The organism is Hydrogenophaga sp. (assembly GCF_035481345.1).
Classification (GTDB): Bacteria; Pseudomonadota; Gammaproteobacteria; order Burkholderiales; family Burkholderiaceae_C; genus Hydrogenophaga.
On the sequence record NZ_DATIGV010000093.1, the window covers coordinates 1 to 12,862 of the forward strand.

The 12,862-nt window shown below is 69.5% G+C and carries 12 protein-coding genes; 4 read left to right on the plus strand and 8 right to left on the minus strand.

Annotated elements, in window-relative coordinates:
- The first annotated feature begins 28 nt into the window (after positions 1-28).
- Entirely contained in the window at positions 29-670 is a 642-nt protein-coding gene (locus VLG41_RS10075; RefSeq protein WP_325349270.1) for an MBL fold metallo-hydrolase, read from the plus strand.
- Positions 671-673: 3 nt separating this feature from the next.
- On the opposite strand, the gene VLG41_RS10080 is transcribed toward VLG41_RS10075, so the two are convergent.
- Positions 674-1,531 (minus strand): M48 family metallopeptidase, encoded by an 858-nt coding sequence (locus VLG41_RS10080; RefSeq protein ID WP_325349259.1) that lies wholly within the window; start codon positions 1,529-1,531, stop codon positions 674-676.
- Positions 1,532-1,589: 58 nt separating this feature from the next.
- Here VLG41_RS10080 and VLG41_RS10085 point away from each other — a divergent pair, with 58 nt between their 5' ends.
- Entirely contained in the window at positions 1,590-2,981 is a 1,392-nt protein-coding gene (locus VLG41_RS10085; protein WP_325349260.1) for an AmpG family muropeptide MFS transporter, read from the plus strand.
- Here VLG41_RS10085 and VLG41_RS10090 read toward each other — a convergent pair.
- Entirely contained in the window at positions 2,941-4,458 is a 1,518-nt protein-coding gene (locus tag VLG41_RS10090) for an AMP-binding protein (RefSeq protein WP_325349261.1), read from the minus strand. The genes VLG41_RS10085 and VLG41_RS10090 overlap by 41 nt on opposite strands.
- A 133-nt stretch (positions 4,459-4,591) precedes the next feature.
- Here VLG41_RS10090 and VLG41_RS10095 point away from each other — a divergent pair, with 133 nt between their 5' ends.
- Both VLG41_RS10095 and VLG41_RS10100 read left to right on the plus strand, forming a co-directional pair.
- On the plus strand, positions 4,592-5,311 hold the full coding sequence (locus VLG41_RS10095) for a response regulator transcription factor (protein WP_325349262.1): 720 nt from the start codon (positions 4,592-4,594) through the stop codon (positions 5,309-5,311).
- Positions 5,308-6,552, plus strand: a complete 1,245-nt coding sequence (locus VLG41_RS10100) for a HAMP domain-containing sensor histidine kinase (protein ID WP_325349263.1) — start codon at positions 5,308-5,310, stop codon at positions 6,550-6,552. The genes VLG41_RS10095 and VLG41_RS10100 overlap by 4 nt, the downstream gene beginning before the upstream one ends.
- 223 nt (positions 6,553-6,775) lie before the next feature.
- Here VLG41_RS10100 and VLG41_RS10105 read toward each other — a convergent pair whose 3' ends face one another.
- The 6 genes from VLG41_RS10105 to VLG41_RS10130 form a co-directional block, all read right to left on the minus strand.
- A complete protein-coding gene (locus tag VLG41_RS10105) occupies positions 6,776-8,752 on the minus strand; it encodes a nucleoside-diphosphate sugar epimerase/dehydratase (protein ID WP_325349264.1) in 1,977 nt (658 codons plus the stop codon).
- Positions 8,749-9,330: an acetyltransferase gene (locus tag VLG41_RS10110; RefSeq protein WP_325349265.1), complete on the minus strand. Its 582-nt coding sequence runs from the start codon at positions 9,328-9,330 to the stop codon at positions 8,749-8,751. The genes VLG41_RS10105 and VLG41_RS10110 overlap by 4 nt, the downstream gene beginning before the upstream one ends.
- Before the next feature lie 33 nt (positions 9,331-9,363).
- Entirely contained in the window at positions 9,364-9,924 is a 561-nt protein-coding gene (locus VLG41_RS10115; RefSeq protein ID WP_325349266.1) for a sugar transferase, read from the minus strand.
- Positions 9,921-10,868 carry an SDR family oxidoreductase gene (locus tag VLG41_RS10120; RefSeq protein ID WP_325349267.1) on the minus strand — a complete coding sequence of 316 codons (948 nt, stop codon included), beginning with the start codon at positions 10,866-10,868 and terminating at the stop codon, positions 9,921-9,923. Before VLG41_RS10120 ends, VLG41_RS10115 begins: the two co-directional genes overlap by 4 nt.
- Positions 10,865-12,091 (minus strand): glycosyltransferase family 4 protein, encoded by a 1,227-nt coding sequence (locus tag VLG41_RS10125; RefSeq protein ID WP_325349268.1) that lies wholly within the window; start codon positions 12,089-12,091, stop codon positions 10,865-10,867. Before VLG41_RS10125 ends, VLG41_RS10120 begins: the two co-directional genes overlap by 4 nt.
- 24 nt (positions 12,092-12,115) lie before the next feature.
- Positions 12,116-12,862, minus strand: a 747-nt coding sequence (locus tag VLG41_RS10130; RefSeq protein WP_325349269.1) for a UDP-N-acetyl glucosamine 2-epimerase, incomplete at its 5' end; no start/stop codon positions are given.

Sequence of the window (12,862 nt, forward strand, 5' to 3'; positions counted from 1 at the left end):
ATCGGCTACGACTTCACCCTCTGAGCCGATGCTGCGCTACCGCACCGTTCCCGTCACCGCGTTCGCCCAGAACTGCTCCATCGTCTGGTGCGACGAGACGATGGAGGCCGCGATCATCGATCCGGGTGGCGACCTGGACCGGTTGCTCGCCGAGACGCAAGTCCTGGGCGTCGATCCGAAGGCCATCTGGCTCACGCACGCCCACATCGACCACGCCGGCGCCACGGCCGAACTCGCGCGGCGGCTGTCGCTGCCCATCGTGGGCCCGCATGAGGGCGACAAGTTCTGGATCGACGCCCTGCCCCAGCAGGGTGCGATGTTCGGCTTCCCGCCGGCCGAGACCTTCACGCCCACGCGCTGGCTCTACGACGGCGATACGGTGAACATCGGCCACTGCGAGCTCGCGGTGCGCCACTGCCCCGGCCACACGCCCGGGCATGTGGTGTTTCACTCGAAGGATGCGCAGCGCGCCTTCGTGGGCGATGTGCTGTTCGTGGGCAGCATCGGCCGCACCGATTTTCCGGGCGGCAACCACGCCGAACTGCTGGCCAGCATCCGCGATCGGCTCTGGCCGATGGGAGATGAGACGGTGTTCATCCCCGGGCATGGGCCCGAAGGCAGCTTCGGGCGGGAGCGGCGGATGAACCCGTTTGTGGGTGAGCGGGTCTGACCCTCAGCCCTTGCGCGCCTGCTCGTACAACCCCTGCACCTTCGGCACATTGGCCTCAAGCTGCCGGATGCGGTCCGGCCCCGTTGGGTGGGTGGACAGGAACCCCGGCGCCGCGCCGCCGCCGGCCGCCGCCATCTTCTGCCAAAGGGAGACCGCCGCGCGCGGCTGGTAGGCCGAGCGCGCCGCGAGTTCCAGCCCCACGAGGTCGGCCTCGGTCTCGTCGTCGCGGCTGTACTTCAAGCTCAACAACTGCGTGCCCAGGTTGGCGGCCACGTCGCCCAGTTGCCCCAGGCCCAGCAGCTGCGCCGCGATCGACAGGCCGATGCCCGTGGCGTTGGTCTTGGCCACGCGCGAGCGCGCGTGCTCACGCAGGGCATGGGCCATCTCGTGGCCCATGATCATCGCGGCCTCGTCGTCGCTGAGCTTGAGCTTCTCCAGAATGCCCGTGTAGAAGGCGATCTTGCCGCCGGGCATGCAGAAGGCGTTGATCTGCTCGCTGCGGATGAGGTTGACCTCCCACTGCCAGCCGCTGGCGCGCCGATTCCACCGCGGCGAGTGCGGAATGAGGCGGCGCGCCATGTTGCGCAGGCGCTCGACCTGCGGGTCGCCGCTGGCCACCAGCGCGCCCTTGGCCTTGGCCTCGGCCATCATCTGGCCGTACTGCTGATCGGCCGCCTTTTCCAGCTCTTCGGCTGGCACCAGGTTGCGCAGGGCCGAGCCCGAGCCCACGTCGACCTGGGCCAGCGCGGGCGCAGCGGCCGCCGCACCGGCAGCGAGCACGAAGGCACGGCGCGCCGACCACACGTGCTCGGGGCGTGGCGGGGCGGGGTCACGGGTCTTGAGGTCACAGAGGAAGCACATGGGCGAATAATAGGCAAAGCCGCGCGCCCTTGCGTGACGGTGTTCCACCATCCATCGCATGCCGCCCGACGCCACCTCGCCCACGCCCGCCGCCGATCAACGCCTGTCGTGGGCGCAGACCTTGCGCGTCTACCTCGAACCCGCCAGCCTGCGCATGTTCGCGCTGGGCTTCTCGGCCGGCCTGCCGCTGTTGCTGGTGCTGGGCACGCTGAGCTTTCGCCTGCGCGAGGCCGGCATCGACCGCACCACCATCGGCTACCTCAGTTGGGTCGGCCTGGCCTACGGCTTCAAGTGGTGTTGGGCGCCGCTGGTGGATCGGCTGCCGATCCCACTGCTCACGCGCGCCCTGGGCCGCCGGCGCAGCTGGTTGCTGCTGTCGCAATTGGCCATCGTGGCCGGGCTGGTGGGCATGGCGCTGGTCGATCCGCGGGCCGGGCTGGACGCGGTGGTCTGGTGCGCCCTGGTGGTGGCCTTCGCCTCGGCCACGCAGGACATCGCGCTGGACGCCTTTCGCATCGAATCGGCGGACACCCAGCGCCAGGGTGCGCTGGCCGCGACCTACCAGACGGGCTACCGCCTGGCCATGATCTGGGCCGGCGCGGGCGTGCTGTGGTTGGCGGCGCGCGCCGAGGTGGCGGGGGGCGGTTACCAGCAGGCCGCCTGGAGCACGGCCTACCTGGTGATGGCCGCAAGCATGGCGGTGGGGGTGCTCACGGTGCTGTTCTCGCGCGAACCCGCGCGCGTGGAACTGCCGCCCGCGCGCGACTTCCAGGAGTGGTTGCGCACCGCGCTGGTGGATCCGTTCGCCGACTTCCTGCGCCGCTACGGCAAGCACGCGGTGCTGGTGCTGGCCCTTATTGGCGTCTACCGCATCAGCGACGTGGTGATGGGCATCATGGCCAACCCGTTCTACGTGGACATGGGCTACACCAAGGACCAGGTGGCCGCCGTCAGCAAGGTCTATGGCGTGATCATGACCCTGCTGGGCGCCTTCATCGGCGGGGCCTTGTCCATGCGCCTGGGTGTGATGCGCGTGCTGATGCTGGGTGCGGTGCTCTCGGCCGCCAGCAACCTGCTGTTCGCCTGGCTGGCGGGCCACACGGCCAGCCTGCCGGCGCTGGTCATGGTCATCTCGGCCGACAACCTGAGCGCGGGCGTGGCCTCGGCGGCCTTCATCGCCTTTCTCTCGGGCCTCACGAACGTGAGCTACTCGGCCACGCAGTACGCGCTCTTCAGCTCCATGATGCTGCTGGCGCCCAAGTGGGTGGCGGGCTACTCGGGTGCCTTCGTCGACAACTTCGGCTACACGCCGTTCTTCATCGGCACGGCGTTGCTGGGCGTGCCGGTGCTGCTGCTGATCTGGCTGGCCACGCGCTGGTTGCCGGTGCCATCCACCGCCGCACCGGCCCCTAGCGCTGGCTCACCAGCCAGGCCCGGATCGCCGGCTTGACGACCTTGCCCAGCGCGGTGCGGGGCAGGGCGTCCACGCGGTGCCAGTAGCGCGGCCACTTGTAGCGCGCCAGGCGGCCCTCCAGCGAAGCGGACACGCCGCCCTGCCAGTCTTCGGGCGCGGTGTCGCGCAGCACCACCACGGCCACGCAGGCCTCGCCCCAGCGCTCGTCGGGGCGACCCACCACGGCGCACTCCGCCACCCAGGGATGCTCGGCCAGCAACTGCTCGATCTCGGCCGGGTAGATGTTCTCCCCGCCCGAAATGATCATGTCCTTGGCGCGGCCCACCACGGTGTAGCTGCCGTCGGTGTCCTGGCGCGCCAGGTCGCCGCTGTGGAAGAAGCCCTCGGCGTCGAGCGCGGCGATGTCGGGCCAGTACAGGCCCACCACGTTGGGGCCGCGCACGCAGATCTCGCCCACGCGGCCACGCGCCACGGGTTCGCCGTCGGGGCCGGCGAGGCGGATCTCCACACCCGGCGCGGGCCAGCCGCAGGAGCCCACGTGCTCCATGGCCTCGGCCGGGCCGAGGGCGATGGAGAACGGGCCGGTTTCGGTGCTGCCGTACACGTTGCACACCGGGATGCCGCGCGCGTGGCAGGCGCGCAGCAGGTCGGCCGGCAGCAGGCTGGAGCCGGCCCAGATCGCGCGCAGGCCGCTCAGATCGGCGCGCGCCCAGCGCGGGTGCTGCAGCAGGGCCTGCAGGGTGGCGGGCACCTGCAACGTCAATGTGGGGCGTGACGCGGCCAGGGCGTCGAACACGGCGCCGGGGTCGAAGCGGCGGTGCAGCAGCACCGTGGCGCCGCGCGAGAGCGCGGGCAAGGTCTGGATGCACAGGCCGCCCACATGGAACAGCGGCAGCACGGTGAGCACCGTGTCCTGCTCGGAGATCTCCTGCACCTGCGCGGCGATCGCCATGTTGGCCAGCAAGTTGGCCTGGGTGTGGACCGCGCCCTTGGGCTGACCGGTGGTGCCCGAGGTGTAGACCAGCAGCGCCGGGTCGTCGGGGCCGCCCGCGTGGTCCATGAAGCCGGCCGGGGGTTCGGTGGGCAGTTCGTCGCCGGTGTCCAGCGCCTCCACCGGCAGCGCCGTGATTCCATGGGCGGCGGCCAGTGCGCGCGCCGGCTCGGCGAAGGCCTCGTCGTGCACCAGCAGCACCGGTGCGCTGTCGTTGAGCACGCCGGCCCACTCGGCGGGCGCCAGGCGATGGTTCAGCGGCACCAGCATGGCGCCGCGGTGCGCCAGGGCGAACAGCAGCGCGATCTGCGCGGGGTGGTTGAAGCCCAGCCAGGCCACGCGCAGCCCGCGCTCCACCGGCAGGGTCTGCCCCAGTGCCCGGGCGCGCAGGGCGAGCGTGGCGTAGTCCAGTGATCGCCAGCGCGGATCCTCGCCGTCCCAGCGCAGGGCGGTGTGGCGGGGGTTCATCTGGGCGCGTTGCGCAAGCAGCGCGCTCAGGGTGTCGGCGGCGGGCAGGGGCATGGCGGTGGATCGGTGGGGGTGCGGCGGACCTGTCGGCCGCGATCATTTACCTTACTTTACGCGTGGCGCAAGCCCGCTTCACGTGGGGGACACAGCATCGGCTTCTCCGGCGCCCGCCGCTACACTGATCCGCATGACGACCGCCTGCCTGCTGATGATCGAAGACGATGCGCGCCTGGCCGCGATGGTGCAGGAGTACCTGGGCCAGTCGGGCTTCGAGGTGACCCACGCCGCCGACGGCGAAAGCGGCCTGGAGCAACTGCCGCTGGTGCAGCCCGAGCTGGTCATCCTCGACCTGATGCTGCCCGGCATCGACGGCCTGGAGGTGTGCCGACGCATCCGCTCGCTGAGCACGTCGCAGGCCCGCGTGCCGGTGCTCATGCTCACCGCCAAGGGCGACCCGATGGACCGCATCATCGGGCTGGAACTCGGTGCCGACGATTACCTGCCCAAGCCCTTCGAGCCGCGCGAGCTGCTGGCGCGCGTGCGTGCCGTGCTACGCCGCCGCGCCGAGGGCGGTGGCAACGGCGGCAGTCGCGGCACGCCGGTCATGCGATTCGGCACGCTGGAGATCGACCGCGACGCGCGCACCGTGACAGTGGCCGATCACCCGGCCGAGCTCACCTCGTACCAGTTCGACCTGCTCGTGGCCATGGCCGAGCGCGCCGGCCGCGTGCTCACGCGCGACCAGATCATGGAGGCCGTGCGCGGCCGCGAACTGGAAGCTTTCGACCGCTCCATCGACGTGCACATCGGGCGCATCCGCGGCGCCATCGAGGCAGACAGCAAGAACCCCAAGCGCATTCTCACGGTGCGTGGCGTGGGCTACGTGTTCGCGAAACAGCAGGAATGAGCCTGTCCCTGTTCGGCCAACGCCTGTACCTGCGCATCTGGCTCGCGGTGGTCGCCGCCGTGACCGTGCTCACCCTGGTGGTGGGCTGGCTGTGGCAGCAGGCGCTGGAGCGCGACCGCGAGGAACGGGAAGCGCGCGTGATGCGCACCATCATCGTGGAGAACTCGGCGGGGGACGTGCTGGGCAACGCGCCTGCGCGCGCCGAACGCATCCCCGGTGAAGGCTGGCGCTTCGAAGTGATCATGAAGGACAGCAGCAAGCTCTACGTGATGCTGCCGTTCTCCAACCGTGGCGCGCCCACCAACCCGGGCAGCCGCGCGCCCGCCTGGCTGCTCACCCCCGCCGGCTTCGCCTGGCTGCTGGGCCTGGTGGCCCTGGCGGTGGCGCTGGGGGCCTACCCCATCGTGCGCCGCCTCACCAAGCGGTTGGAGACGCTGCAGAAGGGCGTGGAGCGCTGGGGCGCGGGGGACCTGTCCACCCGCCTGTCGGTGCATGGACAGGACGAGGTGGCCTTCCTGGCGGAGCGCTTCAACGTGGCGGCCGAGCGGGTGCAGACGCTGCTGCAGTCGCACAAGCGGCTGCTGGCCAACGCCTCGCACGAGCTGCGCTCCCCCCTGGCGCGCATCCGCATGGGGCTGGCTCTGGTGGGCAGTGACCCGGCCCACCAGGCGCAGCGCGCCGAGATCGCGCGCAACATCGACGAACTCGACCAGCTCATCGACGAGATCCTGCTCGCCAGCCGGCTCGACCTGAGCGACCCGTCCAACCCGGCGGCCCTGGGGCCGGAAGAAGAGGTGGACCTGCTGGGCCTGGCCGCTGAGGAATGCGCGCGCGCCGAGGTCGAGCTGGAGGTCGCGCCGCACGCCGGTGCGGTGGTGGTGCGCGGCCACGCCAGGCTGTTGCGCCGGGTGCTGCGCAACCTGCTGGAGAACGCGCGCCGCTATGGCCGTGGGGCCGGCAAGGCCGACGCCGAAGTGCGGCTGAGCCTGTCCGTGCAGGGGAGCGGCCACACGCGCCAGGTGGTGGTGTCCGTGGACGACCATGGTCCTGGCGTGCCGGCCGAGTTGCGAGAGCGCATCTTCGAGCCGTTCTATCGCCTGCCAGGCGCCAGCGAACGCGAGGGCGGCGTCGGCCTCGGTCTGTCCCTGGTGCGCACGATCGTGGAACGCCACCACGGTACGGTGCGATGCGAAGACCGACCGGGCGGCGGTGCGCGATTCGTGGTCAAGCTGCCGGCTTAGTGCCGTGGCACCACGAATGTCCCCCAAATTGGGGATGTCGACCGGCCGCCAGGCCCGACACAATCGCCGGGTTGCTGTCACGACACCGTTTCAGAGCCAACCATGTGCACAAAGGTGCATGGCTGAACCAGGCCCGAGACACCCGAATTGATCAGGTCTCCCAACGACGTCCTCTCGAGGACTTGTCAAAGCCACCGAAAGGTGGCTTTTTTTTGCGGCGTTGTCAGGCCCGCGCGGCCGCGAGCGGATCCTGCGGGCCGCTGTGCAGCCAGTCGACCACCTCGCCGCTGGGTTGGTAGCCATGCACCGCTTGCTGCAGCAGCGCCCGGATGGCGTTGACGTCGTTGGCCGCCATGGCGATGTCCAGCTGTTCCAGCAAGCCCAGCAGCGTGTCGGGCGCCAACCGCGCCTCTTGCGCGCGCAGGATGCGCGGGTGCCGGGTGGGCAAGGGGTTGTCGCCGATCAGCAGTTCTTCGTAGAGTTTTTCGCCAGGGCGCAGGCCGGTGATCTGGATCTCGATTTCGCCCCAGGGCTGCTGCTCGTTCTTCAGCTGCAGGCCCGAGAGCTCGATCATGCGCTGTGCCAGGTCGATGATGCGCACGGGCTCGCCCATGTCGAGCACGAAGACGTCACCGCCCTCGGCCATGGCGCCGGCCTGGATGACCAGCTGCGCCGCTTCGGGGATGGTCATGAAGAAGCGCGTGATGTCCGGGTGCGTGACGGTGACGGGGCCGCCAGCGGCGATCTGCTGGCGAAACAGCGGCACCACCGAGCCGCTGGAACCCAGCACGTTGCCGAAGCGCACCATGCTGAAGGTGGTGCCGCCGTCCCGGCGTTCGGCCAGGGCCTGCAGCACCAGTTCGGCCAGTCGCTTGCTGGCGCCCATGATGTTGGTCGGGCGCACCGCCTTGTCGGTGCTGATGAGCACCATGTGCCGCACGCCGGCGTCGAGCGCGGCGCGGGCCGTGACCCAGGTGCCCCAGACGTTGTTGCGCAGGCCTTGCACGGCGTTGTGCTCCACCAGCGGCACGTGCTTGTACGCGGCGGCGTGGTAGAGGGCGTGGGGTTGCCACGCGTTGAGGATCTGGCGCATGCGCTCCTCGTCCTGGACGGAGGCGAGCAGGGGCACGATCTCGACGGTGTCGGCGCCGAGCTGGTGCGACAGGTCCTGGTGAATCGCGTAGAGCGCGTACTCACTCTGCTCGATCAGTAGCAGCGTATGAGGCTGCAGGGCGGCGATCTGGCGGCACAGCTCGCTGCCGATGCTGCCGCCCGCGCCCGTCACGGCCACGACGCGGTCGCGGATGAGTTCGTCCAGCAGCGCGCCGTCGGGTGCCACGGCCTCGCGGCCCAGCAGGTCTTCGATGTCGAGTTCGCGCAGATCGCTCAGGTTGACGCGGCCCGAGGCGAGATCGGACATGCCCGGCAGGGTGCGCACGTGCAGCGGCAGGTGGCGCAGGGATTCGAGGATCTCGCGGCGGCGCCTTTGCGATGCCGAGGGCAGGGCCAACAACACGTCGGTGGCGCCGATGGCGGGCACCAGTTCGTGCAGGTTCGCAGGTGGGTAGACGTTGCGTCCGTCCAGGCTGTTGCCTTGCAGCGCGGGGTCGTCGTCGATGAAACCGAGCAGGCGGTGCTCAGGGCTGCGCGCCAGCGCGGCGGCGAGCTGGCGGCCCGCGGTGCCGGCGCCGTAGATGAGCACGCCGGGGAGTTCCTCGCGCGCGAGCACCTTGCGGTAGAGGCCACCGAGCCAGACCCGCACGAACAGGCGGCTCAGGCCGACGAAGATGAACAGCAGCAGGGGTTGGATCACGCCCACGGACCGCGGTACGCCGGGCACGCTGATGGCGGTGAACACGGTGGCGTAGAACAGGCCGTACAAGGCCATGGCCTGGCCCAGGCTGAGCATGGCGTTCCAGCCGGCGTAGCGAAAGATGGCGCGGTACAGGCCGAACCGGGCGAACAGGGGGATGGCGATGGGTACCGAGCCGATGACGGCCCAGAGGTAGGGCATCTCCAGGCGCAGCCAGACCTCCAGGCGCAGGTACAGGGCGACCCAGACGGCGAGCACGCAGAGGGTGATATCGACGGCGACGGCGAGGGCGCGCTTGACCGGGCGAGGGATGTGCAGCAGGGTGCTGGCGAGGCCGTGGTCGGTGGGCGTTGGGGTCGACACGGCGTCGGTGCGTGGTGGGCTCATGCGCGGCCCTCGCCAGGGCCCAGGACGGTGCCGTCGGGCAGGTGCACGTGATAGCCCAGGGCAGAGCCCGCCTGCAACCAGGCGCGAGCACCGATGCGGGTACCGCCGGCCATGGTGGCATTGGCGCCGAGGTGGGCGTAGGCGCCGACTTGCGCGTGGTGGTCCACCACCGCGCCCATGTTGACGATGGCGCCGTCACCCAGCACGGCCTCCGTGCCCACCGCCGCGAGGGCCATCACGGCGCTGCCGGGGCCGAGGACGGCGCTGGGCGAGACAAAGGCGCGGGGATGCGTCAGGGTGGCCAGCGTCAAACCGGCGGCGCGGGCCCGCTCCGACAGCGCCTGGCGCGTGCCGTTGTTGCCGATCGCGACATGCACCGCCGCCACGCCGCGCGTGGACAAATCGTCGAGCAGGGAGCTTGCGCCCCACACGGGGACGCCCATGATGTCGGTACCGGGCGGGTGCTGATCGTCCAGGAAGGCGACCACACGATGGGCGCCGCTCAGCCGAACGAGTTCGAGCACGCTGCGGCCGTGGCCGCCAGCTCCCACGACGACCAGCGGTGTTGGCTGGTTCATTCGATCATGTCTCCCCGGGGAATCCTGTTGAAGTCAGTGCTGCACGCCTTCGCGCCGCAGCACCTTCATGGCGGTGAGCCAGAGGATGCGCAGGTCAAAGAGCAGGCTGCGCCGCTGAAGATACTCGATATCGAGCGCCACCTTCTGCGGAATCGGCAGTTCGTCGCGGCCGTTGATTTGTGCCCAGCCTGTGAGGCCGGGCACCAGCGCGTCCACGCCGGCCTCGGTGCGCAGCGCAATGAGATCGTCCTGGTTGAACAGCGCCGGCCGGGGGCCAACGAAGCTCATGTCACCCTTGAGGATGCTCCAGAGTTGCGGGAGCTCATCCAGGCTGCTCTTGCGCAGGAAGGGGCCGATGGGGGTGAGCCAGCGCTTGGGATCGTCCAGCAGATGCGTGGCCACGGCAGGCGTGTCCACGCGCATGCTGCGGAATTTGGGCATGCGAAAGAGGCGGTTGTGGCGTCCGACGCGGTCGCTCCAATACAGTGCGGGGCCGGGGGAGGTAAGGCGCACGGCCAGGGCCACCAGGGCCACGGGCACGATCAGCACAAGGCCCGCCGCCAGGGCAAGCACCAGGTCAAACAGGCGTTTCATCGAGATTCCAGTCCGGCCGCGGCGCGCCGCAGGCCTTCGTCCACGCCAACGGGCGGAGCCCAGCCCAGCGTGGCGCGCGTGTGCGCGATGTCCACTTGCAGGTTGCCGAGCAGCCGTTGGGCGATGGCCGCTTTGCCGACCAACTGTGCCCCCATCTGCAGCAGCGACGGCGGACAGGGAAGCAGGCGGGCCGGTCGGTTCAAGGCTCGGCCCATGCGGCGCAGCAGTTCTGCCGTGGACAGGTCTTCGCCATCGCTCACCAGGAACGTTTGTCCCGCGGCGGCGGGGTGGTCCGCGCAGACGAGCAGCAGGTCGGCCAGGTTGTCCAGCGCGACCAGACTGCGGCGGTTGCCGCTGACCGACCCCAGGGGCAGGGGCAGGCCGCGGGAGACGGCCAGCATCAGGCTGCGGAAGTTGGCCTTCACCCCGGGGCCATAGACCAGTGGCGGGCGCACGATCACCACATCCAGGCCGGTGTCGGTGGCGATCCGGCGCAAGCCGTGCTCGGCCTCGGCTTTGGAGACGCCATAGGCGTCCTTTGGCGCGGGGGCGTCGCCGGCGGTGTAGGCGTGGCCGGCCTCGGTACCCTCGCCGTTGACCTTGATCGAACTGACGAACACGAATCGCTTCACGCCGGCCGCGGCTGCTTGTCGCGCCAGGTTCAAGCTGCCTTCCACGTTGACGCGGCGGAACTCGCTCAGCGGGTCCGCGGATGTCTCGTTCATCACGTGGACCCGGGCGGCGGCGTGCACCACGGCGTGGCAACCACGCAAGGCCTCGGTCCAATCGGTGTGGGCGTCCATGTCGCGCACGGTGATTTCATGGGAGCTGATGCTGCCGGGCGTGCGCACGGCGCCCCGCACCGGCCGGCCGGTAGTCAGGGCGTGGCGGCACACGGCCGCGCCCACGAAGCCATTGGCGCCGGTGACCAGCAGCGCGCTCATGTCGCCTGCCCTGACCGCATGTGCACGGCTTGCTTCAACAGGTGCTCCAGACGATCCATCAGCATGCCGCGGTCGAACTCGCGCTGCGCATAGGCGCGGCCATGGTGGCCCATGGCCTGGCGTGCCTCGGGCGTCATGGCGGCCATGATGAGCACGTTCTTCACCAGGGCATCGGTGTCGCCCGCATCGGCGACCAGCCCGGCCTCGGCTTCCCGGATGACCCGCGCGCCCTCACCGTCGAGCATGCCCAGCAAGGGAATGCCGGACTGCAGGTAGGACTGCACCTTGCCGGGAATGGTGAGGCTGAACACGGGATCCTTCTTCAGGGAGACGAGCAGGGCGTCGGCGTGCTCGTAAAACGAGGGCATGCGCTCGATCGGGTGCCGGCCGAGCAGCAGCACACGCTCTTGCAGGCCGCGGCGACGCACCTCGTCTTGCAACCAGACCGACCTGCGCCCATCGCCGACGATCAACCAACGGATGTGGGGATTGTCCTTGAGCCGTGTGGCCGCTTCCACCACGGCAGGCAGGTCCTGCGCCTCCCCGATGTTGCCGGCGAACAGCACGCTGAACACCCCGGGTCGGGAAGGCACCTCCGGCGCAGGGTCGGCGTGCGACTCGGCGAACACCTGCTCCGACCAACTGGGAAAGTAGCGGATCTTGCTTTCGTCGGCACAGTACTTCGCGATGCTGGACTTGAAGCCCTGCGACTGACCCAGCACAAGGGTGCAACGGTTGTAGATGAAGGACACCAGACGCCCGACCGCTCCCAGCAAGCGCGGTGAGCGCACTACCCCGATGGCGGCAAGTGTCTCGGGCCACAGATCGAGTACCCAGAACACCACGGGCGCACGTTTGAGGCGGCCCATCAGAATCGCGGGCAGGCCAACCGTGATGGGTGAGGGCTCGAAGACGAAGATGGCGTCGAACGCTTCGCCGCGCAGCCGCCAGGGACCTGCCAAGCTGGCGCCGACGACGTAGCTGAGGTAGTTCAGCACCAGTCGCAGGGAGCCCTGGGCGCGCGCCAGCATGGGCGCGCGCACGACGCGCGCGCCGTGGTAGCTGTTGAACTGCTCCGGCTGTTCGCGGTAGGCGGGGAATACGGTCCCCGCCGGGTAGTTCGGCATGCCGGTCAGCACGGTGACGGCGTGACCGCGCGCCGTCCATTCCTGCACGAGGTCGTTGACGCGGAAGTTCTCGGGCCAAAAGTATTGGCTGACCACCAGGATTCGCAAGGCAGGCCCGGATCAGTATTTCTTCCAGACCACGCGGTTCACGTAGTCGGTGTAGCTGTGGACGATGCGCACAACCTTGTCCGACACATTGGGCATGCTGTAGTCGGCCACCTGGCGCAGCAGGCGCTGCTGACCGCGCGGCTGCGATGCCAGGATCGCCAGACCCTGCAGCACCCGCTCGGCGTCGAGTCCCACCATCATCACTGCGGCCTCCTCCATGCCCTCGGGGCGCTCATGCGCCTCGCGCAGGTTGAGTGCGGGGAAATTGAGGATCGACGATTCTTCGTTGATGGTCCCACTGTCGGACAGCACGGCCCGCGCCTTGATCTGCAACTGGTTGTAGTCGGTGAAGCCCAGCGGCTTGAGCAGCCGCACCAGCGGGTGGAAAGCGAGTTGCTGGCTGTCCACGCGCTTTTGCGTGCGTGGGTGCGTCGACACGATTACCGGCAGGCCGTGCTGCTCGGCCACCTGGTTCAGCACGTTCGCCAGCTTGGCGAACTGGGCGTCCGAATCGATGTTCTCTTCGCGGTGGGCACTGACCACGAAGAAGCGGTCTTCTTCAAGGCCCAGCGTGCCGAGCACTTGAGAGGCGTCGATGCGCGGCCGGTAGTGCGCGAGCACCTCCGCCATCGGGCTGCCCGTCTTGATCACCATGTCCGGCGGCAGGCCCTCGCGCAGCAGGTACTCACGTGCGATGCTGCTGTAGGTGAGGTTGATGTCCGCCGTGTGGTCCACGATGCGGCGGTTGATCTCCTCGGG

What these genes read in the sequence shown, in the direction of transcription:
- VLG41_RS10075 (WP_325349270.1), top strand. Translation starts at nt 29, where the DNA reads ATGCTGCGCTACCGCACCGTTCCCGTCACCGCGTTCGCCCAGAACTGC.
- VLG41_RS10085 (WP_325349260.1), top strand. Translation starts at nt 1,590, where the DNA reads ATGCCGCCCGACGCCACCTCGCCCACGCCCGCCGCCGATCAACGCCTG.
- VLG41_RS10100 (WP_325349263.1), top strand. Translation starts at nt 5,308, where the DNA reads ATGAGCCTGTCCCTGTTCGGCCAACGCCTGTACCTGCGCATCTGGCTC.
- VLG41_RS10110 (WP_325349265.1), bottom strand. Translation starts at nt 9,330, where the DNA reads ATGAACCAGCCAACACCGCTGGTCGTCGTGGGAGCTGGCGGCCACGGC.
- VLG41_RS10120 (WP_325349267.1), bottom strand. Translation starts at nt 10,868, where the DNA reads ATGAGCGCGCTGCTGGTCACCGGCGCCAATGGCTTCGTGGGCGCGGCC.
- VLG41_RS10080 (WP_325349259.1), bottom strand. Translation starts at nt 1,531, where the DNA reads ATGTGCTTCCTCTGTGACCTCAAGACCCGTGACCCCGCCCCGCCACGC.
- VLG41_RS10095 (WP_325349262.1), top strand. Translation starts at nt 4,592, where the DNA reads ATGACGACCGCCTGCCTGCTGATGATCGAAGACGATGCGCGCCTGGCC.
- VLG41_RS10115 (WP_325349266.1), bottom strand. Translation starts at nt 9,924, where the DNA reads ATGAAACGCCTGTTTGACCTGGTGCTTGCCCTGGCGGCGGGCCTTGTG.
- VLG41_RS10105 (WP_325349264.1), bottom strand. Translation starts at nt 8,752, where the DNA reads ATGAGCCCACCACGCACCGACGCCGTGTCGACCCCAACGCCCACCGAC.
- VLG41_RS10090 (WP_325349261.1), bottom strand. Translation starts at nt 4,458, where the DNA reads ATGCCCCTGCCCGCCGCCGACACCCTGAGCGCGCTGCTTGCGCAACGC.